This window comes from Stenotrophomonas maltophilia group sp. msm4, from assembly GCF_032025605.1.
Lineage (GTDB): Bacteria > Pseudomonadota > Gammaproteobacteria > Xanthomonadales > Xanthomonadaceae > Stenotrophomonas > Stenotrophomonas sepilia.
In genome coordinates this window covers 429,897-455,917 of sequence record NZ_JAVSKK010000002.1, presented here as the reverse complement: position 1 = coordinate 455,917, position 26,021 = coordinate 429,897, and the positions used below count along the sequence as shown (strand labels likewise).

General features: G+C 66.8%; 16 protein-coding genes and 1 pseudogene. 4 read left to right on the top strand and 13 right to left on the bottom strand.

Features of this window, described 5'->3' with window-relative positions:
* Window positions 1-73: 73 nt before the first annotated feature.
* The 3 genes from ettA (at window position 74) to ROV93_RS11125 (ending at window position 4,326) form a co-directional block, all read left to right on the top strand.
* Entirely contained in the window at window positions 74-1,738 is a 1,665-nt protein-coding gene (gene ettA, locus ROV93_RS11135) for an energy-dependent translational throttle protein EttA (protein WP_005415249.1), read from the top strand.
* Window positions 1,739-1,921: 183 nt separating this feature from the next.
* Window positions 1,922-3,238 (top strand): NCS2 family permease, encoded by a 1,317-nt coding sequence (locus tag ROV93_RS11130; protein WP_072167830.1) that lies wholly within the window; start codon window positions 1,922-1,924, stop codon window positions 3,236-3,238.
* 83 nt (window positions 3,239-3,321) lie between these two features.
* Entirely contained in the window at window positions 3,322-4,326 is a 1,005-nt protein-coding gene (locus ROV93_RS11125) for a DUF4434 domain-containing protein (protein WP_072167829.1), read from the top strand.
* Here the strand turns inward: ROV93_RS11125 and ROV93_RS11120 are convergent.
* From ROV93_RS11120 to ROV93_RS11085, 8 genes are all read right to left on the bottom strand, one after another.
* Window positions 4,320-7,154, bottom strand: coding sequence for a hypothetical protein (locus tag ROV93_RS11120; protein WP_072167828.1), 2,835 nt, complete (start codon window positions 7,152-7,154; stop codon window positions 4,320-4,322). The two genes, ROV93_RS11125 and ROV93_RS11120, sit on opposite strands and share 7 nt — an antisense overlap.
* Window positions 7,151-9,298, bottom strand: a complete 2,148-nt coding sequence (locus ROV93_RS11115) for a glycosyl transferase family protein (RefSeq protein ID WP_072167827.1) — start codon at window positions 9,296-9,298, stop codon at window positions 7,151-7,153. The genes ROV93_RS11120 and ROV93_RS11115 overlap by 4 nt, the downstream gene beginning before the upstream one ends.
* Window positions 9,299-9,304: 6 nt before the next feature.
* Window positions 9,305-11,506 (bottom strand): hypothetical protein, encoded by a 2,202-nt coding sequence (locus ROV93_RS11110; protein WP_180890812.1) that lies wholly within the window; start codon window positions 11,504-11,506, stop codon window positions 9,305-9,307.
* Window positions 11,503-12,687, bottom strand: coding sequence for a UDP-N-acetylglucosamine 2-epimerase (non-hydrolyzing) (gene wecB, locus ROV93_RS11105; protein ID WP_053498091.1), 1,185 nt, complete (start codon window positions 12,685-12,687; stop codon window positions 11,503-11,505). Before wecB ends, ROV93_RS11110 begins: the two co-directional genes overlap by 4 nt.
* Before the next feature lie 266 nt (window positions 12,688-12,953).
* The gene (locus ROV93_RS11100) at window positions 12,954-13,988 is read right to left on the bottom strand and encodes a fimbrial protein (protein ID WP_061478426.1); all 1,035 of its coding nucleotides are present in this window, start codon (window positions 13,986-13,988) and stop codon (window positions 12,954-12,956) included.
* Window positions 13,979-16,543 carry a fimbria/pilus outer membrane usher protein gene (locus ROV93_RS11095; protein WP_088496284.1) on the bottom strand — a complete coding sequence of 855 codons (2,565 nt, stop codon included), beginning with the start codon at window positions 16,541-16,543 and terminating at the stop codon, window positions 13,979-13,981. The genes ROV93_RS11100 and ROV93_RS11095 overlap by 10 nt, the downstream gene beginning before the upstream one ends.
* A gap of 92 nt (window positions 16,544-16,635) precedes the next feature.
* Window positions 16,636-17,364 (bottom strand): molecular chaperone, encoded by a 729-nt coding sequence (locus tag ROV93_RS11090; protein WP_072167824.1) that lies wholly within the window; start codon window positions 17,362-17,364, stop codon window positions 16,636-16,638.
* 86 nt (window positions 17,365-17,450) lie between these two features.
* Entirely contained in the window at window positions 17,451-17,990 is a 540-nt protein-coding gene (locus tag ROV93_RS11085; protein WP_005415238.1) for a fimbrial protein, read from the bottom strand.
* Window positions 17,991-18,449: 459 nt separating this feature from the next.
* On the opposite strand from ROV93_RS11085, the gene ROV93_RS11080 reads away from it, so the two are divergent.
* Window positions 18,450-18,815 carry a hypothetical protein gene (locus ROV93_RS11080; protein ID WP_072167823.1) on the top strand — a complete coding sequence of 122 codons (366 nt, stop codon included), beginning with the start codon at window positions 18,450-18,452 and terminating at the stop codon, window positions 18,813-18,815.
* 10 nt (window positions 18,816-18,825) lie between these two features.
* Here ROV93_RS11080 and pncB read toward each other — a convergent pair whose 3' ends face one another.
* The 5 genes and pseudogenes from pncB to gspD form a co-directional block, all read right to left on the bottom strand.
* Complete coding sequence (gene pncB / locus ROV93_RS11075; protein ID WP_005415236.1) at window positions 18,826-20,004, bottom strand: nicotinate phosphoribosyltransferase; 1,179 nt, start codon at window positions 20,002-20,004, stop codon at window positions 18,826-18,828.
* Window positions 20,005-20,112: 108 nt separating this feature from the next.
* Window positions 20,113-20,952, bottom strand: a complete 840-nt coding sequence (locus tag ROV93_RS11070; protein WP_072167822.1) for a glycosyltransferase family 2 protein — start codon at window positions 20,950-20,952, stop codon at window positions 20,113-20,115.
* The gene (locus ROV93_RS11065; protein WP_065196237.1) at window positions 20,949-21,800 is read right to left on the bottom strand and encodes a glycosyltransferase; all 852 of its coding nucleotides are present in this window, start codon (window positions 21,798-21,800) and stop codon (window positions 20,949-20,951) included. The genes ROV93_RS11070 and ROV93_RS11065 overlap by 4 nt, the downstream gene beginning before the upstream one ends.
* 487 nt (window positions 21,801-22,287) lie before the next feature.
* Window positions 22,288-23,637, bottom strand: a pseudogene (locus tag ROV93_RS11060) (IS3 family transposase).
* 175 nt (window positions 23,638-23,812) lie between these two features.
* On the bottom strand, window positions 23,813-26,014 hold the full coding sequence (gene gspD, locus ROV93_RS11055; RefSeq protein ID WP_072168889.1) for a type II secretion system secretin GspD: 2,202 nt from the start codon (window positions 26,012-26,014) through the stop codon (window positions 23,813-23,815).
* Window positions 26,015-26,021: the final 7 nt, after the last annotated feature.

Here is a 26,021-nt window from a genome sequence, read left to right as displayed (position 1 = left end):
CAGTCTGTGCCCGCTGCCACAACGGGATGTTCCCGTGATGGGCCGGGCGCAGGGCCGCGCCTACGGAGACCTCATGTCCTCGCAATACATCTACACCATGAACCGCGTGTCCAAGGTGGTCCCGCCCAAGCGGCAGATCATCAAGGACATCTCGCTGTCCTTCTTCCCGGGCGCGAAGATCGGCCTGCTGGGCCTGAACGGCGCCGGCAAGTCCACCGTGCTGAAGATCATGGCCGGCGTGGACACCGATTTCGAGGGCGAGGCCCGCCCGCAGCCGGGCATCAAGGTCGGCTACCTGGCACAGGAACCGGAACTGGACCCGAACAAGACCGTGCGCGAGTCGGTCGAGGAAGGCGTGGGCGAAGTGCTGCAGGCCCAGGCCGCACTGGAAGCGGTGTACGCCGCCTACGCCGAAGAAGGTGCCGACTTCGACGCGCTGGCCAAGGAGCAGGAGCGCCTGGAGGCGATCCTGGCCGCCGGTGATGCCCACACCCTGGAAAACCAGCTGGACGTGGCTGCCGATGCGCTGCGCCTGCCGCCGTGGGACGCCAAGATCGCCAACCTGTCCGGTGGTGAAAAGCGCCGCGTGGCACTGTGCCGCCTGCTGCTGCAGAAGCCGGACATGCTGCTGCTGGACGAACCGACCAACCACCTCGACGCCGAGTCGGTTGAATGGCTGGAGCAGTTCCTGGCGCGTTACACCGGCACCGTGGTGGCCGTCACCCACGATCGCTACTTCCTGGACAACGCCGCCGAGTGGATCCTGGAACTGGACCGCGGCCGCGGCATTCCGTGGAAGGGCAACTACACCGAATGGCTGGTGCAGAAGGATGAACGCCTGAAGCAGGAAGAAAACCAGGAAAAGGCCCGCCAGAAGGCGATCCAGAAGGAACTGGAGTGGTCGCGCCAGAACGCCAAGGGCGGCCGTTCCAAGGGCAAGGCCCGCTTGGCCCGCCTGGAAGAGCTGCAGTCGCAGGACTACCAGAAGCGCAACGAGACCAACGAAATCTTCATCCCGCCGGGCGAGCGCCTGGGCAACATGGTGATGGAGTTCAAGAACGTCTCCAAGAAGTTCGGCGACCGCCTGCTGATCGACAACCTGTCGATGCTGATTCCGCCGGGCGCGATCGTCGGCATCATCGGCCCGAACGGCGCCGGCAAGTCGACCCTGTTCAAGATGATCACCGGCCAGGAAAAGCCGGATTCGGGCGAGATCGTGATCGGCCCGACCGTGCAGCTGTCCTACGTGGACCAGAGCCGCGACAAGCTGGAAGGCAACCACAACGTCTTCCAGGAAATCGCCGGCGGCCTGGACATCCTCAACATCAACGGCATCGAGATCCAGTCTCGCGCCTACATCGGCCGCTTCAACTTCAAGGGCCAGGACCAGCAGAAGATGGTCGGTTCGCTGTCCGGTGGTGAGCGTGGCCGCCTGCACATGGCCAAGACCCTGCTGCAGGGTGGCAACGTGCTGCTGCTCGACGAACCGTCCAACGACCTGGACATCGAAACCCTGCGTGCGCTGGAAGACGCGCTGCTGGAGTTCCCGGGCAACACCTTCGTGATCTCGCACGACCGCTGGTTCCTGGACCGCATCGCCACGCACATCATCGCTTTCGAAGGCGACTCGCACGTGGAGTTCTTCCAGGGCAACTACCGCGAGTACGAGGAAGACAAGAAGCGCCGGATGGGCGATGACGCTGCGCCCAAGCGCCTGCGCTTCAAGGCGCTGAAGTAAGGCAACCGGAAAGGCCGCGCTCGCGCGGCCTTTCTCCTTTCGGTAGGTCACCACCGTTGGTGGTGACGCTTTGAAGCGTACCGACCAACGGTCGGTACCCACCACCAACGGTCGGTACCCACGTTCTGCATTCGGGTAGGTCACGACCGTTGGTCGTGACACCTTATCGTCGCGAGAATCTCCATGTCCCTGTTCGAGCGCATGTTCCAGCTGCAGCAGCACGGCACCACCGTGCGTACCGAGCTGCTGGCCGGCATCACCACCTTCCTGACGATGTCCTACATCGTCTTCGTCAACCCGGAGATCCTCGGCACGACCGGCATGGATGCGGGTGCGGTGTTCGTGGCCACCTGCCTGGCCGCCGCGCTGGGTTCGGCGGTAATGGCGCTGGCGGCCAACTTCCCGGTCGGCATGGCACCGGGCATGGGCCTGAACGCGTTCTTCGCGTTCACCGTGGTCGGCGCTGCCGGCCTGCCGTGGCAGCAGGCGCTAGGGGCGGTGTTCATCTCCGGACTGGTGTTCCTGGTGTTGTCGCTGACCGGTGTGCGGGCATGGCTGGTGTCGGGCATCCCTTCGTCGCTGCGCTCGGCGATCGTGGCCGGCATCGGCCTGTTCCTGGCGATCATCGCGCTGCAGAAATCCGGCGTGATCGTCGGCAACGAGGACACGCTGGTGGCGCTGGGTCCCTTGAACACGGCGCCGCCACTGCTGGCGCTGGCCGGTTTCCTGTTGATCGCAGTGCTGGAAGCACGCCGGATCCGCGGCGCGATCCTGATCGGCATCCTGGCGGTGACCGGTGCGGGCTGGGCATTGGGCGACGTGCAGTACCAGGGCCTGGTCTCGCTGCCGCCGAGCCTGGCCCCCACCTTCCTGCAGCTGGACCTGCCGGGCCTGCTGCACCATGACGGCGGCGCACCAATCGCGGTGCTGCTGCAGGTGGTGCTGGTGTTCGTGCTGGTGGAAGTGTTCGATGCCACCGGCACCCTGTACGGCGTGGTCGGCCGCGCCGGTCTGCTGAAGCTGCCGGGCGCACAGAAGCGCTTCGGTCGCGCGTTGCTGGCCGACAGCACCGCCATCGTGGCCGGTTCGGTGCTCGGCACCAGCAGCACCACCGCTTTCGCTGAAAGCGCCTCGGGCGTGCAGGTGGGTGGCCGTACCGGCCTGACTGCGCTGGTCGTATCGGCGCTGTTCCTGGCCGCGCTGCTGTTCTCGCCGCTGGCGGCGATGGTGCCCAGCTATGCCACCGCACCGGCGCTGCTGTTCGTGGCCGGCCTGATGCTGCGCGAACTGGTGGAAGTGGACTGGAGCGACCTGACCGAATCGGTGCCGGCCGCACTGTGTGCGCTGGCGATGCCGTTCACCTATTCGATCGCCAACGGCCTGGCATTCGGCTTCATCGCGTATGCGGCGCTGAAGGCAGGCACCGGGCGCTGGCGCGAGGTGCATCCGGCGGTGTGGCTGGTGGCGGTGTTGTTCGCGCTGCGCTACGCGTTGGAATAATCGGGGGGCGATGCCGGCCAGCGGCCGGCACCACCCGTTGCTGGGTTCACCTGCTGCGCACGGTGCTCTGGGATGATGCGGGCATGGTTGCGCCCGTCCTTCCCGCAGATCCGTCTTCGCCATTGCGCCGCCGCCTGCTGCGCGCGGCCGTGCTGGCGCCGTTGGCCGGTACGCTCGCTACCCTGCCCGGCTGCTCGCTGCCGGTGCAGGTCGACGGCACCTTCCTGCAGCCCTGGCGCAGCCACCTGCAGTGGGGACCGGCCGACTGGCAGCGCTCGTTGAAGCTTGCACATACGCTGGGCTGCCGTCAGCTGGTGCTGCAATGGACCGGCATCGTCGGCGGCAGTGACGGCGACTGGTCACTGCCCGACGGCAGCCTGCAGCAGCTGTTCACCGCCGCCAGCCAGAACAACCTGCGCATCCGTGTCGGCCTACCCTTCCAGCAGCGCTGGTGGCAGGCGATCGGCGCCGACGACGCCGCGCTGCAGGCGTTCCTGGCCGACAGCCTGGCGCACGCACGCAGCTGGTTGGCACAGGCGCCGTGGGCCGAGCAGCCGGCCTTCGGGGGCTGGTACCTGCCCTACGAACTGGAGCAGTACCACTGGGCCGATCCGGCCCGCCAGCAATGGCTGGCGCAATGGCTGCACGGGCTGGCAGACGCCACCGGCGCGCGCGGCGGTGACTGCGCGATCTCCTGCTACTTCAGCCGCCTGCAGTCCGATGGCGACCTGGTCACGCTATGGCAGGCGGTACTGGCCCAGGCCACGCTGCGACCGATGGTGCAGGACGGGGTGGGCGTTGCCGGCGCCGGCAACGTGCAGCAGCTTCAGCCGTTGCTCGATCATTTCCACGCGCACGACATCGGCTTCGATGTGATCGTCGAGCTGTTCCGCGAACTGCCCGGCAGCGCCGCTGATGGCAGCGGGTTCAAGGGCGAGACTGCCGATGCCGCACGAATCCAACGGCAGCTGGCGTGGGCACGCGACAGCGGCGCACAGCACGTGCTGGTCTATGCGCTGGAGCCGTGGCTGACCCAGGACACGCCGCAGGCGGCGGCGCTGCGGCGCCGGTGGGGGCTGCCTCAGTAATAGAGGATGGCGGTGGCGAACAGGCCCTTGGCGCGCTGCGTATCACCGCCACCGATCGCAAAGCGGTACTGCACGGTCAGGTCGAGGTAGGAACGCGGCGTGTTGTAGTGGTCCTCGCGGAACCAGTAGCGCACGCCCAGGCCCGGCCCCGCGCCCAGTGACCAGCTGCGCTGCGTATCGTTGAGCGCGAACGACTGTACCGGAAACAGTGGGTAGCGGATGTCGCGCACGCGCGAGCGCTGGTCCAGCCAGTCCGCCCCCAACACCGCATACGGCGTGACCACCCAGTGGGTCTGCCCGGCACCGAAACGGAAGCTGCGTCCGGCGCGCAGTTCAGCGGCAGCGAACCACTGTTCGCGATGCAGGCGCCCATTGGCATCACCGATCCGCCGCACTGGCATGCCGTTGGCATCGAGTGCATCCAGGGTGAAATGCGCGCTGTTGTCATCCCATGTGTAACCGCCCTGCGCGTAGCCGCTGACCATCCACCACTGGTTCACGTCGGTGCGCAGGTCGGTACCGTGGTAATAGCCGTAGGTCAGGTAGGACATCCAGCCACCGGAACCGCTGGCCAGGCGGTAGCGGGCCAGGGTGCTGGATTCCAGTGGCGGGTTCAGGGCCAGCTGCATGCGGCACTGCACGGCCGCGGAGGCGGGATAGACATCGCCCGTGCGCGTGGCACTACCGAGGAACTGGCGGCGCTCGATGCCGGCGCTCAGGCCGGTCTGGCCGAAGGCGTAGCGCATGCCGAACGAGGCGATGGTGGACGGCCAGCCGGTGGTGGAACGCGAACGGCTGAGACGGTCGGCGCGTGCACGTGCGTCGGGTGTCGATTCGCCGGTGCACGGGTCCACTGCGCGGATCGATTCGTAGGTGCCGCCCTCGTCGTACAGCGTGTTGAGCAGCCGCGTGTAGAGCTCCAGCGTGCCATGCTGGTCGTTGAACGCCGGGGGCCGCCAGAACGCTTCCAGCGTGCTGAACACCGAATCGCCCGGCGTACTGATCGCCGCGCCGCCGACATTGGTCGCGGCCTGGCGCGCGCCGCGGAAGCCGGCCGAGGCGATCACGCCCCACTCGCGCGAATAGTTGGCGATGGCATTGCGCACGTTGTAGCGCTGATGCGCATCCAGAGGCAGCTCACCGGCGTCGGCGCGATCAATGGCGCTACGCAGCAGCGACACCGCCTGAGGATGATCGCCGTTGGCCGCACTCGCATACGCCTGGTCGATTACCACGCTTTTGGGTGCCTTGCCGGTGGCCTCGGCGGCACGGAAGTCGGCCAGTGCGCGCGCCGGTTCGTGGGCCTTCTGGTTGAGATAGCCGCGCTGCATCAGCAGCCCGGCGTCATCAGGGCGTTGCGCCAGTGCCGCGTCCAGGCGCAGCCGTGCTTCGTCCTGCTGGCTGCGGTTGCCTGCCGCCAGCGTGGTGGTCAGCAGGCCTTGCAGGTCTGCATCGTCCGGTGCGAGTTGCACGGCCTGCCGTGCTTCACCGATGGCCTCGGCAAAGTCCTGCCGCGCGTAGGCTGCATATGCGCGCTGTGCAGCGCCACCGTCGCCCTGCAGGTCAGCCGGCATCAGCTCGCAGATATTGGCGGCGTCATCCGATTGGCAATGCTGGAACGGCGCTGGATAGGCCTGCGCACTCATGCGGGGAAGCTCGCGACTGGATCCGGTCGCCCTGGCGCGCTGCTCGATGCCCTGCTGCAGCAACTGCTGCGCGCGTGCATCGCCTGCATCGGCTGGCAATACCGGCCGCAGCGGCGCCAGCAGTGCAGCCGCACGTGCGCGATCCCCAGCGGCCAGGGCCGCATCCACGGCCAGCAGGCGCACGTTGCGCTGTTGCGTTGTGGACCCCGGCATGGCGAGCGCGGTGTCGAAGTCCTCATTGGCAAGCACGGTCTTGCCCTGGCGCTGGCGCAGATAGCCGCGCATCACCCGGGCATTGAGATCCCCGCCGTCGGCCTGCAGTGCCTGGTCGGCGCTGCGCTCGGCGTCGGCCAGCTGCCCCTGCTGCAGCTGCGCGGTGATCAACAGCAACCGGTACGAAGCAACATCCGGCGCAAGCTCGACGGCGGCGCGCGCCCGCGCGACGGCCGCCGCATCGTTCTGCGTGGACAGCGACTGGTAGGCCTGCTGGGCCTGCAGCAGCGCGCGCTGGCGGGCCAGCGCCACGCGCCGCGCGCGCAGTTCCTCGACGTTCGGTGCGCCCAGCTGCAGCGCCGTGCCGATGGCCGCGTCGGCCAGTTCGGCCTGTTGCTGTGCTTCCAGCGCCGCCACCCACAGCATCGCCCAGGCACCCTGCTTCGGCTGCTGGCGGAAGGCCTGCTCGGCCTTGCTGGCCGCTTCCCACATGCGCCCGGCGTCATAGGCAGCATAGGCCTCGGTGGCCAGCGTGTAGGCCTGCTGCCTGGCGCGGTCTGCGCCGCTGCCGGCCGCGCGCGGTGGAGAGGGTGCGCGCCCGCCCCGGGCATCCGGGGGCGTGCTGCGCGCAGCGGTGGCAGCGGCCAATGCCGGCAAGGCCGGATCCTTCAACCCGGCATCCAGTGCACGGCGCGCCTGCTGCTGCGCCTCCGCCGGCCGGCCCAGTTTCTGCAACGCATAGATCTGCAGCAGGCGCAGCCGCACCACGTCCGGGCGCAACCGGATCGCTTCGCTGGACTGCTGGTAGGCCGCAGCGTAATCACCGCGCTCGTAGGCGGCGAAGGCCTGCTCGGCGACGCGGTAGGCCGCACCGGACAACGGCAGCGGCGCATCGGCCTGCGCCTGTGCCGGCGCGGTAGCCGTTGCCAGGGCGACAGCGATGACGGTGGACAGCAGCGTGGTCTTCATGCCGGTAAGGCTCCGGGAGGCGGCGACTGCAGCGCGGCCGCACGCCGGCGCTGCTCCTGCATGGCCTGGGCGACGGCGTCCTCGGTGGTGATGCCCTGCTTGACCAGGTAATCGCCAATGCGGCCATCGCGCTGCGGCTTGTACGCATCCAGTGCAATCTCGAAGCGCGCGTGGTCGATCAGGCGCATCTCCACCAGCAGGTCGCCCAGCAAGGGCACGTTGTCCAGCTGCCAGTGCTGGTCGCCGCCGATCAGGCGCAGGCCAGCGTTGATTTCGCTTTCGCGGGCGATGCTCTGTTCGATGTGTGCGCTGCGGGTTTCCTGCTTCAGCAACGCCAGCGCGTCTTCGGGCAATGGGCTGGCCACGGCCAGCCGCAGTGTCTGCTGCTGCTGCGGCGGTAGCGGCAGCATGCGCCACTGCACGCAGGCATCGGCGCTGACCGGGAATGATCCCGCGCGCAGGTAATCGATGTCGATGACCGCACGCGGCAGGTCGCCCTGGAAGGCGATGGCTTCGGCCAGGGTTTCATCATCCAGCCAGCCCTGGGTGAGCAGGATGCGGCCCAGCGGCTGCCGCCGGCCGGCATGCTGCTGCGCCAGCGCCTGCTGCAGCCGCTCCGGTTCCACCGCCTGCCAGGTGGTCAACAGCTCACCGAGTTGCTTGCGGGTCTGCACCAGCTGTGCCGCATCGGGAAAGTCGTGCATGGTCTTGTCCCAGACCATGCGCTTGCCGAACAGCAGGTAGGCCAGGAACACCTTCCATGCGCGGGCGGTGGCCATGAAGTTGATCATGTTGCCGACCACCATGCGCGGGATCGACATCAGCGCATGCTCCCAGCCGTACAAGCGGTTGACGAAGTAGAAGCGCTGCACGACGCGGGTCGCCAGCGCCGCCGTGGTCAGCAGCGCGACATTCATCTGCCAAGTACCGGCCTGGAACACGCTGGGGAACTGCATCGTCCACACCCCTGTCGCCTTCAACAGCCAGAACAACAGCAACTGCAGGAAGATGAGGTAGGCGATGATGCTGACGAACGAGGTGATGATGCCCTTGCGATCGCGCGCCAACAGGTACTTGGTAGCCAGCGAACCGCGCCAGCCCAGCGACTCCCAGCTCTGCAGGCCGATGCCCAGCACCCAGCGCGCCTTCTGCCGGTACGAGGCGCGGAAGTTGTCGGGGAAGTACTCACGCACGCACAGCGCCATCTGCTGGGTGCGCTCGCGCACCGGCCCCCAGCCGAACCATGACGGCCGACGCACGCGGAACTGCACCGGGAAGCGGGCGAAGATCGACTGCATGCCCATGGCCGCCAGCCGCGCACCGACGTCGTAATCTTCGGTGAGGCTGTCGGTGTTGAAGGGCTGGTTGTCGGTCTGCGCGCTCAGCGCCAGCAGCGCACGCCGCGAAAAGCAGGTGCCGACGCCGGCCGACGGCACCATGCCGGACACGCTCTCGCGCACCACCAGGTCCTTGGCGTGCCATTCGGCGAACTCGTCCATGTAGACACCGGCCACCAGTTCGTACCATTCGCGGTCCAGTGAGGTGACCGGCAGCTGGATCATGTCCTTGCGCGGCAGCAGGTAGTTGTAGAAGCGCAGTTCCATCGGGTGCAGCACGTCTTCGCTGTCGTGCAGGATCACCCCGGCGAACTCGATGTCGTGGCGCTTCTCGTAGTCGAAGATCGCCAGGATCAGCCAGTTCAGGCAGTCGGCCTTGCTGGTCGGTCCGTCATGCGGCACCTCCACGCGGCGCAGGCGCTTGTAGCGACGGCGCATGCGCTCGACTTCGTCGATGGTCTGCTGGTCGTTGGGATAGGTGCCGACGAACACGACGTACTCGCGGTAGTCGAGCACGTTGATCATGTTCTCGACCATCTGCGCGATGACGTCGTACTCCATCCACGCCGGCACCATGATCGCCAGCGGCTGTTCCGGCCGCTGCAGCAGGTCTTCCTGGGTCAGCGGCCGGTACGCGTCGCGGCGCTTGACGGTCAGCGCGCGCCAGCTCTCGCGCACCCAGTACCAGACATCGATGAACAGGTCATCGAGGCTGGAGATCAGGATCAGCACGGCCACCGCCGCCGCCGTGGTTTCCAGGGCAGCGTAGTAGTTGGCCAGCTGGATGTTCCAGAACAGACCGTCCACGGTGGATCAATGTCCTGCGTTGGCGGACTTGCGGCGGCGCACCTGGGTGACGCGGGCGGCCAGCAGCGCGAATACGATCACGCCAACCAGCAGCAGCAACCAGACCATGTGCCGTTCCCACTTCGATTGCGGATTGCCGTCGTGCGCGAGGCGAGTGCCATAAGGATCCTGGCGGTCGAATTCGCGCACGACATCAGTGCCGTCAAGCACGGCCAGATCGCCGCGCAGCAACCGGAACGGTGCGCTGAACGACGGTGCCTGTGCGCCGAGGTCGCTGTAGAGAACGCCCAGCTGGCCGCCGGACGAACCCACCTGCACCACCGCGGCGTGATCCAGGCCGCTGACATCCAGCAGCGGTTGCGACGTGCCACCGACGCGCAGGCGGCCATCCTTCAGGCCGGCCACATCGACACCGGCCGGTGCAACGCCGAAGGCCAGCCATGGCGCGCCCGGGCTGACCGCGGCACCGGCGTCGACCACCTTCAGTTCCGACACCTCCGGCGAAGCGCCCACTGCACTGGCCACCGCGATGACCTTGCCCAGCGAGGCCGGTGCATCCTGCAGCCAGGCGCCGGGCACGAACACCTGGTTGCCGCGTGACAGCTGGCTGCTGGCACCGACGAAATCACTGCCCAGCGAGCGCCTGGCCAGGGTCAGGTGGCTGCTGGGCAGGATCGAGACTGGATAGCCGGTCGCCGGATCGTGGCAGTAGGGGCGTGCCGGTTGGCGCAGGAAGCTGACACGGATCTCGTTGCGCGCCGACAGCGCGTAGGCCGGTACCTTGGCCACCAGCCGTTGCGGTTGGCCGTTGGCCGACAGCACCTTGCCGCCCAGCAGGTAGTCGTTGAGGTAGATCGTGGCCACCGCGCCCTGACCCGCCGCATTGGGGGCCGCCGAGACATCGATCACCACTTGCTCGGGCAGGCGGCCATCGGCCGACAGCGTGCCCAGATCGAAGCTGGCGCTGCGGTCGGCACGGGTCACCACATCCATGGTTCCGGCGATGTTTCCGAGCCGGCTCAGCAGTACCTGGTCACCGTCCAGTTTGGGCGTTCCTGCTGCGCTGACCTGCAGGCTGCGGCCCAGCGCATAGCTGCGCCACTGTTCGGCGAACAGTCCGGCCACCTTGCCCGCTGCCGCCGGGTCGACCACCAGCGTCGGACGGCCCGCAACGGCCACCACGCTGACCGAAGCGTTGGCGGCGGGCTTCTCCAGGCCGCTCATGTCAGTACCGCGCCACGCAGCAAACGCTGCGCCCGCATCGGTGCCCGCCGCGCCGACCTGTGCGGCCAGCGCGTCCAGCGCTGCGCGTACGCCGGCGCGCAATGCCTCGCTGCCGATCATCACATCGGCGGCAAGCGGCCCGCTGTCACGCAACGACAGCAGCGCCCCCACTTCGGCCAGATCCTTGATCGCGTGCACGCGTTCGCCCGTAGCCAGCGCTGCATAGGCCGGCACGCCCTGCAGGCTGGCCGGGACGCTGATGCCGGCCAGGTCGACGCTGTCGCCGACCTTGGGCAGCGCCACCACCTGCACCTGCTTGCCGCCGGCCTGCAACGCGGTACCAATGCGCCAGGCGGCATCATAGGTTGGCGCCTGCAGCGCCTTGCCCTCCACCAGCAGGCGCACCCGCGGTGGCAGCGCGCCCCAGGCCTTGGCGACGGTATCCACGGCACGCCCATCGAAGCGGTAGCTGAAGCGCGAATCCGGCGACAACCGCAGCACATTGGCCGGCGCGCTCTGGTCGGCACATTGGTAGTCGGACACGATCGACCACCAGCCGACACCGACCCGCACGAAGCCGTTCTGGCGGGGTTCGCCATCGATGGCCAGCAGCTGGCTGGCATCGCCCTGGGCATCGGTGATCGAACGCGCGGCGATCGGATCGCCATCCACCGACCACAGGCCTGAAGTTCGCCCGGCGTGGCCACGCACATAGCGGCCATCGAGCTGCAGCTGCGCATCGCGAGTGGCAACACCGGCCGGCACCGGCAGGTAGACCTCGCGCTGGCTCTCCTGCCCACTGAGTACCAGCGGCTGGCGGAAGCCGAGTTCGCGCAGGGTCATCTGCCGGCTCACCGTGCTGTCGCCGCTCCATTCTGCGAACTGGCCGGCGACGCTGTCGGCGGCGTGGGCACTGCCAACCGCGCACGACAGGACGAACGCGGCGGCGGAAACAAACAGGGGACAGCGGCCGGTCTGGCTCATGGCGTCACTTCATGGAGAGGGTGGTGGGCGGCACCGCCGCTGCGGAGACCGGGCGAGAACTCGGGAAGAGGAGCGCCACGCAGGGCGGCGACGATGCGGGCGCTGGCGCGGCCGTCGCCATAGGGACTGCCATCGGGGTCGAAACGGGTCGGCTGCGGTGGCTGTGCCAAGGCCGCATTGACCCCCTCGACGATGCGCGAGGGCGTGGTCCCGACCAGCGTCACCACACCGGCCTCGACCGCCTCCGGGCGCTCGGTGACGTCGCGCATCACCAGCACCGGCTTGGCCAATGCCGGCGCTTCTTCCTGCACGCCACCGGAGTCGGTGAGGATGACGTCGGCGCGCTGCATCAGGCGCACGAAGCGCAGGTAGTCCTGCGGCGGCACCAGGTGCACGTTGTCGAGGTTGCCCAGGTGTGCGTTGACCGGTGCCTGGACGTTCGGATTGAGGTGCACCGGGTACAGCACCTGCAGGTCCGGCCGCTGGGCCAGTTCGGCCAGCGCACGGCAGATGTCCTCGAAGCCCTGGCCGAAGCTCTCGCGGCGATGGCCGGTGACCAGCAGCAGGCGGCGCCCGGGGTCGAGCATGTGGAAGGGTTCGTCGGCCTGGGCACGCAGTGCCGGATCGGCATCCAGGCGCTGCACGGTCTGCTGCAGGGCATCGATGACGGTGTTGCCGGTGACCAGGATCTGCCCGCCCAGATGCTCACGGGCCAGATTGGCGCGCGAGCCGGGAGTAGGTGCATACAGCTGATGACCGACCACGTCGATCACCCGCCGGTTCATCTCCTCCGGCCATGGCCGGTTGATGTCGCCGGTACGCAGGCCGGCCTCGACATGGCCGATCGGAATGCGGTGGTGGAACGCGGCCAGGGCGGCGGTCATCGCCGTGGTGGTATCGCCGTGCACCAGCACGCGATCCGGGCGGACCTGCGTGTAGAGCGCGTCAAGCCGCTCGAACAGCCTGGAACACAGGCCATTGAGGGTCTGGTTGGGCACCATGACATCCAGGTCATGGTCGGCGGTGATCTCGAACAGCGACATCACCTGGTCGAGCATCGCCCGGTGCTGGCCGGTGATGCAGACCACCGATTCGATGTCCGCAGCCTCGGCCAGGGCGCGCACCAGCGGCCCCATCTTGATCGCTTCCGGTCGGGTGCCGAACACCGACAGGACCTTCACCGGGGTGCTCCGGAAGGACCGTGCTGGAGAATGCCAGTAGCTGTAGCCACGTCTGGATCCTTTCGGCGTTCCCGCCCAATGCCCGCAGGCAGGAGACGGTCACCTCATGAGGAAACTCCAAATTCGCGACGTCCATCACATTAGATTGATGGTACGTGCGTCGTGGCAGTGATCTTCATCGTTGGAAGATCAAGACGCAGTCAACGCCGCCCGTGGGACGGGCGACGTTGCGGCGGAACGCAGCAGGGGCAGCCGCCCGGGCGGCCTTACTCGTACTGGATGGTGAAGGTGGCCTGGCCGTTCGCGACACCTGCGCCGACTGTGCCAGCCTGGGTCTGCACATAGCGCGCACGCAGCGGCAGCGCCATGACGCTGGTCCCCGGCGCGGTGGTGCCGACGTTGATGGTCTGGCCGAAGCGCACTTCGCGCTCGGTGGTGCCAACGCGCTGGACCATCTGGATGCCGATGCGGGTGGCGCTGTTGGTGGCCGCGCTGAGCTTCAGCACGCCCGGCATGTTCGAGCTGTCCTGGTCGGCATCGAGACGGATGCCGATCTTGCTCTGGTAGGCGGCAACATTGCTGCCCTGGCAGTTCAGGCGGATCTCGAAATCACGATCGACCGCGCGCGAACCGACACCGGTGAAGGTGGTGTTGGGCACGCTGCCGAAGTCGACGGCGATGTTGCGGCTGCCGGCCTGCACTTCGCAGGTCGGGCTGACCACGGTGGTGCCCGAGCCCTTGAAGGTCGAGGTCAGCACCGGGCGACCGGGGCCATCACCGTCGAAGTAGTAGGTGGTGAAGCGGCCGTTCGGCGCGATCACGCCCGAGCCGGTCTGGGCAGCGGTCTTGATCAGCTGGATGCGGAACGTGCCTCCCACCAGCGAGATGGTGCTGCTGCTGCCGAAATTGATGGTGTGCGGATAGTAGGTCTGGATCGCACCGGAGTCCCGGTACAGGCGGATACCCACGCCCGCCACATCGGTTTCATAGACGTTCGAGAAGCCGGCCACCGGACGCTTCTGCGCGGCGTTGACGTACTCGCCAATGGAACGGCCACCGGACCAGTCGCAACGTGCCACGCTGTTCTGCTGGTTGATCGGCTCGCTGATCTCCTTGATCACGCCACCGACCGGCGTGCTGGGCAGGATCACGATCTGGCCCATGTCCATGGTCACGTCCTGCGCGGTGAACCAGCTGGACTGGATGCGGCACGACGCGCTGGCCTGCTGTGCCAGCAGTGCGCCACCCAGCAGTACAAGGGCCGTCAGCGCCTTGCGGCCACGGGAAGAAATCATCGGCATGCTGCCTCCAGCGGGATGAAGCCGGTCTTGGACGCATCGGCGCCCGCCGGAACCTGGTAATCGATGGTGCAGCGCTGGTCGGCACCGGCGCCCCACTCCACCAGCAGGCGGCCCTGGTTGTTTTCACTGCGCACGTACAGGCGGCCGCCCTGGCTGACCATGCCGACCGGCTGGCCCTGCTCATCCTTGACCTGTGCACCGAACGGCATGCTGCGGCCATCCGGGTTGCGTACCTGGATCAGCAACGCGTTGCCCTTGCGGGTATCGAAGCGCAGGTAGCTGATGGCACCGGCGAACGGTGCGATCGACTGGCTGGTGCTTTCCAGCTCGACGTCGTGGGCCATGCCCTGCGGATCGAGGGTGACGGTGTTGAGGCGGTACGGCGACACGTACGGCACCACGGCGTAGCCGCGGCCATCGACGCGCAGGCCCGGGGCGTTGCTGACGATCGCATCGCGCGCGCCCGGGGCCTCGACCAGCACCATGGTGTCGCCACGCTGCGGGGTGAACGTGAAGCCGCCCGGATGCACCACCACGCTGCCGTTGGCACCGACGGAGGCCTGGCGGAAATCACGCGAGTGGCTGTAGGTGGCATTCAACGCGGAGTAGCGGCTGCGGTATTCGGCATTGCCGACCGCCGTAGTGCCACCCTCGCGGGAATCGGACAGGGCCACGCCGTAGCTGAAGTTGTTGTCGACGCCGGCCGAACCGGTGATGCCGACGCGGCTGTTGTCGTAGCCACCGCGGTCTCGCACGCCGAGATCGGCACTGAACGACACCGGGTGGGTACCACGGCCCAGCGGCACGCTCATCGACAGCAGGTACTGGGTGTCGGAACGGCCGAGCACGCCTTCTTCGGTGCGCAGCGCCGAGAAGCCGTAGTTCACTGAACGCCAGGCGTTGTTGTAGCCCACCTGGTACTGCTTGGAGGTGCCGGAGCGGTCATAGAAGTCACGCACCGAGCCGGTCACGTACAGCGCACCGCCACGACGGCCCAGCGGCTGGTTCAAGGTCACCTGGAACTGGCTGCGCTGGCGACCACGGGTGGTCGGATCGATGCCGCGCTTGTCCGAGTCACGGCCATACAGCGCGTCCTGCAGGCTGTAGAAACCTTCGGTCGAGTAGCGGTAGGCGGCCAGGGTCAGGTTGGTGCCGGTCTCGCCGATCATGTTGCTGTAGCTCAAGCGCACGCTGGCGCCAGTGTGGCTGCCGTAGTGGTCGAACGAGGTGCGTGCATGGGTGACGTCTGCCGCGAAGGCACCGACCCGCGTGGACAGGCCGACACCGTACAGCAGCGACAGGTAGCCATCGCTCAGCGCGCTGCCGCCGTACAGGGTCAGCTGGTTGCCGATGCCGCGCTGGTAGGTGCCCTGCACCAGCCAGGGTTCGTCGGCCAGCAGCTTGTTGCGCACCTGGCCGGCGGTCAGCGAGTAACGCGACACGCCTTCGCGCAGCATCTGCGGCACCGAGCCGAACGGCACCTTGAATTCGCGGCGGCGGCCGTCGGCCTCGATCACGCTCACTTCCAGGTCGCCGCCGTAGCCGGTCGGGTACAGGTCGTCGATGACGAAGTTGCCCGGCGAAACGGTGGAGGAGTAGATCAGCTGCTGGTTCTGGCGCACTTCGATGCGCGCGTTGGTCTCGGCGATGCCGCGCACCACCGGCGCGTAGCCGCGCAGCGAATCGGGCAGCATGCGGTCGTCACTGGCCAGGCTGGCACCGCGGTAGCCGATCGAGTCGAACAGCTCGCCCGTGGTGTAGGCCTCACCGATGGTGAGCATGCCGCGCACCTGCGGGATGCCGCGCTGTGCGTAGGTGGCAATGCTCTGCCAATGGCGGCCGTCACCCTCGGACCAGGTCAGGTTGGAGTCGTGGCGGAACTGCCAGCCGCCCAGGTTCAGGCCGGCATTGAGGCCGAGATAGGCACTGCGGTTGCGCTGGCCACCTTCGACACGGCTGTTGCTGTCGATGGCATTGAAGCTGTAGCCGACGAAACCGGCATTGATGCCGCGGTCCCACAGCGCCGGGTTGACGTAGCCGCGCGCCTCGCGGCGCAGGAACACCTGCGGGATGCTGAGGTCGTAGCGCAGGTTGCCGCTGTCGTAGACACCATAGGCATTGGCCATGCGCTGCTGCACCGGCACGCAGCTGGTCGTGTCGGTCGGCAGCGTCGGGTCCTGCTGCAGCAGCACGGCCTCGCTGTCCACGCCCATTTCTTCCAGCATCGGCAGCGGCAGGCAGGCGTCGACACGGCCCTGTGCATCGGCCTTGAACTGCAGGTCACGACGGCCCTGCCAGGCGCCGTTGACGTAGACGTCGACGCGGTAATTGCCGGCCACCATCGGGTTGCCGTTGCTGAAGGCCGCCAGGTCGACCTGCTTGGCCTGGCCGGACAGGAAGCTGGAATTGAACTGGGCCGATTCCGGTGCACGCGCATTGGCCGCACCACTCTGCGCCATCAGCGCCTGTTCGCCGAGATTGGCCGGTGCAGCCAGCGCCCATCCTGGGCAGGCCGCGCCAACAACCAGCAGGCAAAGCGCCTGATGGATCGACAATGTCAATCTGTTTCCGATCACACTGACATTCCTTCAATTCGCCGCACGGCGGCGGTGGCGGGATGCGCAGGCCCTTGGCCGGCGCGGCGCGTTCAGCTCCCGGTGCTGTCGAGGCGGACGGTGTGCTCGACCCGGCCGCCGTAATCATTGATGGTGATGAAGCGCACCTGCTGCGTGCCCGCCGGTGCGGCGAACTCCAGGCTCTGCTTCGGCGCGACCATCGCGCCCTTGTCCTCGACGGCCTTTTCGCTGCTGCCGGTCACGGCATGCACTTCGGCCAGAGTGACGTGGAAGGGGCTCGGGTTTTCCACCCGCAGGTGGTCGCCATTGCGGGTCCAGCGCAGCGCTGCCGGTGCGTCGTTGGCGACGCCCTTCAGGCCCTGCGGCCGGTAGAAAAGCTTCAGGCGCGAACGGAACGCCACCTGCAGGTAATTCTGGTCACCACTGTCGGCGTTGTCCGGCGACGGCGGTACGTCCAGCACATTGAGCCAGAACACCGTCTCGCGATCGGTCGGCAGCTGTGCGCCGGAGAAGATCAGGCGCAGCGCCTGGCTGCGGCCCGGCTCGACGCGCGCGATCGGCGGCGTCAGCACGAACGGAGCATCACTGGTATCGGCGGTCTGGTTGGCGTCGCCACTGTCGATCCAGGCCTGGACCAGTGCGGGCGAGTCGCCCACGTTGTCGACCTGCACGGTGACTTCGCGCGCCTGTGCCGGGTAGATCACCCGCGTGCCATTGACCACCACGCCGGCCAGTGCGTTCTGGCAGAGGGGCAGCGTGAACGCTGCCAGCAGCAGCGCCCGGGGAAAGAGTGCTTTCATCGGAAGTACTACGCTCGAGGGGTGTGGCCCGGGGGCCGCGGAGCACTGGCCGGCGCGTACGCCGGCCAATGCGGGTACAGCTACGATCAGTTGTAGATGATCGTGTACTTGACGCTGCTGGTGACGTCGCCCGGGGTGGCGGCGGCAGTGGCGTAGTACTCAGCGTAGTAGTTCAGGTCGGCCGAGCCGTCGGTGCCGACGGTGACCCACTGCGAGTTGGTCTGGGCCAGGCCAGCGCCGGCAGCCTTGATCGGCAGGAACTGGTTGTTCGAGCCCAGCAGCTGCAGCTGCACGTTGGTGGCAGCGTTGGCCGAGGCCTGGTTGACCAGGCGGCCGCTGTTGAAGTCGACGGTCGAACCCGGCTCGAAGTAGGTGGCGACGTTGCCGGCGCTGCACTTGGTCAGGTTGATGGCGAACGGGGTACGGCCCGCAACGGCACCGGCGGTAGCCAGGGTGTTCTTCGACACGGTCGGCAGGGTCACGGCGAAGTCCTTGCCGCCCGGGGTCGAGATGGTGCAGGTCTTGTCGGTCACCTTGCCATTGAAGGTGATGGTGCCGTCGGCGGCGTTGGCGGCCAGCGGAGCGGCGGCCAGCATCAGAGCGGCAATGAGGTTGATCTTGTGCATTCGCTTTTACCTAACCCTACTGAAGAGATGAGAAGTAGAGGAGGAAGCAAGGAGCACTGCCGGGCTAACAAGACCCATCCTTGCGTCTCACCTGTGGCCGGACTCGGACATACCTTCCCCTGAATCCGTGACGCACGTATATGCACAACTGTGATGAAAGTCTCATTATTTTTCTGAACGCCAATTCATTGACGCCCTAAATGTGACGTGATAGGCGGAATCAGCACCTGGGACGCGTGGAAGATTTGACGACGGGGCCGCCAGCTCGCGGACGACCGTGGATGACGCGTTGAGAGGCGCGTTCGGCAGGCGCGGAAACAGGCATTTTTCAGGCGGAAATCACCTTATTTGATGCGCATCACTCTTTCTTGGTGATGGCCCTAGCAGATTCGGATTTGTCCTATTAAAGGCGGATCGATCCTGTCGCTAACTAGGACACACCGAACCAGAGAACGTGTCATGAGGAATTCCATTCTGCTGTGTGTGGCCCTGATGTCCGTCAGTGCGCTGGCCCAGGCCAGCAGCGGCAGCATCCGTTTCAGCGGCCGCATCGCCGAGCCGGGCTGCACGACGAACCTGTCCCAGGGTGAGCTGAGCCTGGCGGCCTGCCCGCCGTCGGCCAAGGGCTCGACGGTGGAAGTGACGGCACTGGCCGATGGCCAGGCCGCGATGCTGCGCGATGGCAAGCGCCAGGGCCAGAAGCTGTCGGTGTCGGCCAGCGCGATGCGCGCCGGCGATATCGCCTTCTCCGAGCGTTACAGCGTGCAGGCTTCGAAGCAGCAGCCGCTGCAGGGCGCCTACCTGGTGGTGGTCGACTACCTGTAAGCCGACGTATTTACGCCGGCGGCAGCTCGAAGACCTGGCGCAGGTAGGCCAGGTAACCCGGGTCGTCGCACATGCTCTTGCCGGGCGAATCGCTGAGCTTGGCCACCGGCTGGCCGTTGCAGCGGACCATCTTGATGACGATGTTGAGCGGCGTCGGGCCCAGGTCATTGGTCAGGTGGGTGCCGACGCCGAACGCGACCTGGCAGCGACCGCGGAAGTAGTCGTACAGGCGCATGACCTTGGCGATGTCGAGCCCATCGCTGAACACCAGCACCTTGCTGCGTGGATCGACGCGACGCTGCTGGAAGTGCGCCAGCATGCGGTCGCCCCAGTCGAACGGATCGCCGGAGTCATGGCGCACACCGTCGAACAGCTTGCAGAAATACATGTCGAAGTCGCGCAGGAACGCGTCCAGGCCGACCACGTCGGACAGCGCGATGCCCAGATCGCCACGGTACTCGCGCGCCCACGATTCCAGTGCCGCCACCTGCGAATCACGCAGGCGCGGGCCGAGCGCCTGGAACGCCTGCAGGTACTCGTGGGCCATGGTGCCGTGCGGGGTCATGCCGTACAGGCGCGCGAAGTGGACGTTGCTGGTGCCGACCAGCTGCGGGCCGAGTGCATCGCGCAGCAGCGGCAGCAGCCGCGCGTGCCAGTCACGCGAGTAGCGGCGACGGCTGCCATAGTCGGCAATGCGGCATTGTTCGAAGCCGGGGGTATCGCGCAGCAGCGCGGCCTTGGCCTGCAGGCGGCGCTCGCCTTCGGCGAAGTCGGCCGTGGTGGTGTTGCGGAACCAGACTTCGTTGATGATCGCCAGCAGCGGCACTTCGAACAGGATGGTGTGCAGCCACGGGCCGGTGATGTCCAGTTCGATCTCGCCGGGCACGGCCGTCGACGCGCGCAGCTGGATGTACTTGCGGTCGAGGTGGAACAGGCCGAGGAAATCGGCGAAATCCGGCTTCACGAAGCGCAGGCCACGCATGTAGTCCAGCTCCGCGTCGCTGAAGCGCAGGCTGCACAGGTGGTCGATTTCTTCGTCGATCTGGTCGATGTAGCGGGCCAGGTCGATGCCGGGCGTACGGCACTTGAACCGGTACTGCACCTGGGCGCCGGGGTGCTGGTGCAGCACCGCCTGCATCATGGTGAACTTGTACAGGTCGGTGTCGAGCAGGGACTGGATGATAGGCATGGAGCGGATTATGCGCCCGGCAGGGTGAACCGGGGTGCCTGCGGCCACGCTCGGCTCACGGGGAACAGCATTGGTAGATCCACGCCATGCGTGGATGCTCCTGCGGCGCTACAGCGACCTGCGCAGCAGCCTCGGCACCAGCATCGCCGCATGCGCCCAGATCGCGGCCCACACCGCAACGCGTACCGGCAGCGAGCGCTGCCTGGCCTCGAACTTCTGGAAGTAACGCCACAGCCCCCTGTGCTTGTGCCATTCCACGAAGAATGGCCGCGAACGGCTGGAGACGCCGCGCACATGGGTAACCTGCAGGTCGTTGGCGATCGCCACCACCGCGCCGGCCTCGCGTGCGCGGCGGCACAGATCCAGGTCCTCGGCATGCAGGCGGTAACCCGCATCCCAGCCACCGATGCGCTCGAACAGGGTACGCGGCATCATCAGCAGCGCACCGGACAACGCCGGCACGGGCTGCACGGCCTGGTGTGGATCGCGCGGAACCGCCAGCTTCGAGCCCTTGCCCGGCGAGCGCAGCATCAGCAGGAAATCCGGATCGCGACGGCGCACCGCTTCATCGGCGTGGCCGTGCTCGTCCACCTGCTCCACGCCCAGCAGGCAATCGCCCAGCACCTCACCACGGCTGCGCAGTTCGGTCAGGGTGTCCGGCTCAATCATCAGGTCCGGGTTGATGAAGGCCAGCCACGGGCTGTGCGAGTCGGCCACGCCCTGGTTGTTGGCGGCGGCAAAGCCGGGATTGTCCGGATTGCCGACGAAGCGCACGCGCGGGTCATGGCTGGCATGCCGCTGCACGATGTCCAGCGTGCCATCCAGCGAACCATTGTCGATCACCCGGATCTCGGCGATGTCCTGCGCCTGGCGCAGGCGCGACAGGCAGGCATCGATGGTGCTGCCACTCTGGTAGGTGACGACGATGGCGGCAATGGTTGCATTCAAACGGGAGGCTCCGGCGCGGGCGGGACAAACAGGTCGCCCTGTTCCTTCGGCATTATCGCCTGCCGCATGCGCTGCTGCAGGTCGGCACGCAGACCGTGCAGTGGATCGTGCATCAGGAAATCGGCCAGCCGCGGCACCCAGGCCGGCCAGCGCGCGGCCAGGGCCTCCAGATCGCCATCGCGGCTGACCGCCTCTCCTGCCCGGCCGACGAACGCGGTCTCGCACAACACGTTGCGCCACCCCAGGCCCGCCATGCGCAGGCTCAGGTCGACCAGCGCGGCATTCCAGCCGGCATAGCTGTCCACGTCCAGGCCACCGGCACGGCGGCGAGCGTTGCCACGTACCAGCACCGCGTGGGTGACCGCCGATGGCAGCTCCGGGTGAAGCGTCGGCAACGTGGCGCAGGTATGCGCCAGCAAGGCCGGGTCATGGGGTTCGGGATTGATCTCGCCCAGCCGTGGCCACGCCGCGGTCTCGCCGGCATTGCACCAGGGGGTCGCGGTGGCAATGGCGGCATCGCGGGCGAAGGCATCCTGCAACTGCTGCAACCAACCGGGCGACGGCACGCTGTCCGGCGCCAGCACGGCCACGTCCAGGCCATCGCAGGCGCGCAGCATCTCATCCAGATGGGCAACCTCGCCCAGTGGCCGCGCGCGCCGGGTGTACTCGGCCTGCAGCGGCGTATGCGCCAACCAGTGCTCGACCACGGCCTGCGCACGCGGCCCTGCCTGCGCGTCATCGGCCAGCCAGACCGCGGTGCCCGGCGCGGTGCCGGCATCCAGTGCGGCCAGGCAGCGGTCGAGCGCGGCATCGTCCACGCACAGCGGCAACAACACGATCGCCCCCATCCCGCCTCCGTGGTTGTCGGTGGCCACAGCGTAGCACCGGGAGGGTATCGGCCGGGTTGCACCCGGCGCCTGCAGAGGCCGGAGCCGAAGCAACAGCAGAAGCCGGCTATCCTTGGAATGGCGGGGTGGGTCCGGTTGCGGGGGACGCCGTAAACCCATCCTTGGGGCTTGGCCGCGGCATCCATGCCGCGGACGCCCCCGCAACCGGACCCACCCCGCCTTCGACAGATTTCTTCGCTCTGCCAGCAAAAGCTGGGGTCAGATCCGTTTTCCTCTGGAAAACGGATCTGACCCCTTTTTCTGATTTCGAAATCTGACAGACAGTCATCCACGCATGGCGTGGATCTACCGTGTCGACCAAGGTCGACACCTACCAACAGCAGCACACTGTCGAAGGCGGGCACTGTGGGTTTGCGGGGTGTGAGCCGCATGGATGCGGCGACCAAGCCCCCATGGTGAAGTGACCCCCGAGACTTGGACGGTGGGGTCAGGCGGCTGCTTGGGCCTGTTCCCGGTACTTTACCGGGCTTAGCCCCTTCAATTTCAATCTGATTCGCTCTTGGTTGTAGTACTTGATGTACTCCACCAGCCCGGCCTCCAGGCTTTCGATGCTGTCAAAGCTGTTCAGGTAGAAGAACTCCGACTTCAGCGTCCCGAAGAAGCTTTCCATTGCCGCATTGTCCAAGCAGTTGCCACGTCGGGACATGCTTTGCTTCAACGAGTGCTTTTCCAGCATGTGCCGGTAGTTCTCATGCTGGTACTGCCAGCCCTGGTCGGAGTGGATCATTGGCCGCTCATCCGGCGAAAGCTTCTTGATGGCCTCCTCCAGCATCTGACCTACCAGATCGAACACAGGCTGGCGCTTGATCTGATAAGCCACGATTTCACCGTTGTAGAGGTCCATGATCGGCGACAGGTACAGCTTCATGCCTTGCACCTTGAACTCGGTGACGTCAGTCACCCACTTCTGGTTGGGCCGCTCGGCATGGAACTGGCGATTGAGGTCATTGCCAACCACAACATTGGCGCCCTTTGAAGGACCGGTAGCGCTTCACGCGTACCCGTGATTTCAGGCCCATCTCCCCCATCAGGCGCTGTACCCGCTTGTGATTGGTCCGATGGCCCTGATTGGCCAGTTCCAGCGTCACCGTGCGATACCCATAGCGCCCTTGGCTTTGATCGTAGATTGCCCGGATGCGCTCGCACAGGGCTGCCTCATCCTGATCCGGATGGGCCAGGACATGGTTCTGGTAATAGAACGTACTGCGTGACAGCTCTGCCGCTTCGAGCAGAAGCGACAGCGTATGAACCTGCCTCAATCCTTGGATGGCTTGCGCTTTGCGTCCTGCGCCGCCTGCTCTTCCCGGATCAAGGCATCGAGTTTTTTTAGGTAGTCGGTCTCCGCACGCAGATAGGCAACTTCCTTGAGCAGCTCATCGCGGCTCATTTCCTCAGGTGGCTTGGACGAACGGGTCTTTTTCATCGGCTTTCGGGGCGGCGGCGGAGGTGGTGCCAGCGCTTGGGCACCGCCTTGAGCATACAGGCGACGCCACCGACCCACCGCGCCGGCATCGCCAATTTGAAAGTAAGTGGTGGCCTCCCGCCCGGACATGCCGTCCTGGCCCATCTTCTTCAGGACAGCCAGCTTGAATGCGAGGTCATAGGACTGGGACTGGCGATGAAATCCCCGCCAACCATGCAGCCGATAGGTCGCCACCCAGCGCCTGACCGTGGAGAACTCCAGGCCGTAGCGACGAGCAACGGCTTTGACCGATGTGGAGGTCTTGCAGGCCTGTTTGGCGACCTGCAGTTTGAAACGCGCGTCGTATCTGTTCATGTATCCCTCGGGGTCGGATCTGATGTCCAACTCCCGGGGGTCACTTCATGGATGGGTTTACGGCGTCCCCGCAAACCCACAGTGCCCCGCCATCCCTCAGTAAACCCGCTGTTGCTTTGGCTGTTGCCGTTGCTCTGGCCTCTGCGGGTGCCGGGCGCCGCCCGGCCGTAACCCCTTACTTCTTCGCGCGCGGCTGGTTCAGCGGCTCCATCGCGCGGAAGCGCTTGCTGTACTCATCGGTCAGGTTGCGCGATTCCTGGTTGTTGCGGACGATGGTCGGGGTCAGCAGCACGATCACCTCCGAACGACGGCTGGTGCGGGTCTTCTGCCCGAACAACGCACCGACCACCGGGATCCTGCTCAGGCCCGGAATGCCGCTGCTGCCATCGGTGGCCGAGTCGGTGATCAGGCCCGCCAGCATGATGGTGTCGCCGCTCTGTACCGCCGCTTCGGTGGACAGCTTCTTGGTCGAGATGCGCGGATTGCAGTTGCGTTCGTTCGGGTTGCAGGCGTCCGGCACGTCGGAGGCGCTGCTGACCTCCTGCACGATATCCAGGAACACCGTGCCATCGCGGGTCACGCGCGGGCGCACCTTGAGGATCACGCCCGTGTCGATGTACTGCACCGAGCTGTAGGTGCTGGTGCCCACGCCGGTATTCACCGTGGTGGTGTTGATCGGCACCTTGTCGCCAACGTTGAGCGTGGCCTCGGCGTTGTTGCGCACGAACACCGACGGTGTCTGCAGCAGGCGCAGGTCGGTGACCTTGTCCAGCGCGCTGACCACGGCGGCCGCGTTGTGGCCGGTGAACGCCCAGCCCACGCCATCGTTGCCGGTGACGCCGCCGGCGAAGGTATTCCACGAACCGCCCGCTGCCGGCGGCAGGGTCAGGCCCGCCAGTGCGCCGGTCAGCGCGCGACCGGCCACGGCGTTGTCGAAGAACCAGTTCACGCCGTATTTCAGGTCACCGGTCAGCGCGACTTCGGCCACCTGTGCCTCGATGTGCACCTGCAGCGGCATCACGTCCAGCTTCTCGATCACCTCGCGGATCGAGCGCCAGGCCTGCGGGGTCGAGCGCACCAGCAGGGTGTTGGTCTCCTCCACCGCCGACACGCCGACGCGGTCGCCCTCCACTTCCAGGCTGACACTGACGTTGCCGGGCTGGCGCTGCGGCAGGTTCAGGCTGCCGTTGCTGCTGCCACTGCCACTGCTCCCGCCCAGCGTCGAGCCGAGGGTGCTGCTGTTGTTGTCCATGCCACGATCGCCGTCACCGCCCAGCTGCGACGGGATGGCGCCTGGCGCCAGCGAGGCCGGGCTGGAGGCGCCGCGGTTGCCACTGCTGGCGAAGGCCTCGCTGAGGCGCTCGGCCAGATCGCGTGCCTTGATGTAGCGCAGCTCATAGGAGAACAGGCGGGCGCTGCCACCTGCGGTGTCGATGCGATCCAGCCACTGCTGGATCTGGTCCAGGTAGCGTACCTGCGGCGTGATCACCAGCACGGCGTTGGCGTTCTCCAGCGGCAGGAAACGGAACATGCCAGCACTGGGCGTCTTGCTCTCTTCGCCGAACACCTTTTCCAGGTCGGCCGCGACCTGCTCAGCCTTGCCCGACTGGATCGGGAACACGCCCACCGACATGCCCGACAACCAGTCGACGTCGAAGATCTCGACGGTGCGCAGGTAGTTTTCCAGTTCTGCGCGCGTACCACCGAGGGTGATCACGTTGCGGCCGCTGTCCACATTGACGATGGCGTTGGGACGCGCATACGGCTCCAGCACCTTCTTCATCTCGGTGGCGGAGATGAACTGCAGCGGGACCACGCGGACCTCGAAGCCGCGTGCGCTGGCCGCCGGCGCGGTGCTCGGCGCGACCGTGCCGGCCAGCGCCTGGTCGGCGGCGACGATGTTGTAGCGGCCGCCGCTGTAGACCATGCGCGCGTTGTTCCAGCCCAGCACCATCTCCAGCAGGTTCAGCGCCTGCGCCGGCGAGACCGGCTTGGGCGTGGCCAGGGTCACCGTGCCCTGCACGCCCGGTGCAATCACGTAGTTCTGGCCAAGCATGTCGCCAAGGATGGCCTTGACCACCGCATGCAGCGATTCGCCTTCGAAGTTGAAGGTGGCCTCGCCGGTGCTGGCGCCATGCAGCGCCGGGGCCGGTGCGCGCGCGGCCTCACGGTTGATCATGGTGCCGGTGCCGCGACGGATCACCGCCTGCGGTGCGCCCTGGCTTTCGCGGGCGGCATCAGCAGCGACGTCGGCCGCTTGGCCGGCAGCGGCGCTGGGCGACAGGTTGCCGTTGCGCTGCACGTGCGGCGCGGACACCGTACTGCAGCCGACCAGCAGCGTGAGGGCAAAGGACCAGGGAAGAAAACGCAGGTTCATGCATTCA

Coding starts and splice junctions, on each gene's coding strand:
- ROV93_RS11100 (WP_061478426.1), bottom strand. CDS start 13,988: ATGCCGATGATTTCTTCCCGTGGCCGCAAGGCGCTGACGGCCCTTGTA.
- ettA (WP_005415249.1), top strand. CDS start 74: ATGTCCTCGCAATACATCTACACCATGAACCGCGTGTCCAAGGTGGTC.
- gspD (WP_072168889.1), bottom strand. CDS start 26,014: ATGAACCTGCGTTTTCTTCCCTGGTCCTTTGCCCTCACGCTGCTGGTC.
- ROV93_RS11125 (WP_072167829.1), top strand. CDS start 3,322: ATGGTTGCGCCCGTCCTTCCCGCAGATCCGTCTTCGCCATTGCGCCGC.
- pncB (WP_005415236.1), bottom strand. CDS start 20,004: ATGCCTATCATCCAGTCCCTGCTCGACACCGACCTGTACAAGTTCACC.
- ROV93_RS11085 (WP_005415238.1), bottom strand. CDS start 17,990: ATGCACAAGATCAACCTCATTGCCGCTCTGATGCTGGCCGCCGCTCCG.
- ROV93_RS11120 (WP_072167828.1), bottom strand. CDS start 7,154: ATGAAGACCACGCTGCTGTCCACCGTCATCGCTGTCGCCCTGGCAACG.
- ROV93_RS11110 (WP_180890812.1), bottom strand. CDS start 11,506: ATGAGCCAGACCGGCCGCTGTCCCCTGTTTGTTTCCGCCGCCGCGTTC.
- ROV93_RS11130 (WP_072167830.1), top strand. CDS start 1,922: ATGTCCCTGTTCGAGCGCATGTTCCAGCTGCAGCAGCACGGCACCACC.
- ROV93_RS11090 (WP_072167824.1), bottom strand. CDS start 17,364: ATGAAAGCACTCTTTCCCCGGGCGCTGCTGCTGGCAGCGTTCACGCTG.
- ROV93_RS11065 (WP_065196237.1), bottom strand. CDS start 21,800: ATGGGGGCGATCGTGTTGTTGCCGCTGTGCGTGGACGATGCCGCGCTC.
- ROV93_RS11080 (WP_072167823.1), top strand. CDS start 18,450: ATGAGGAATTCCATTCTGCTGTGTGTGGCCCTGATGTCCGTCAGTGCG.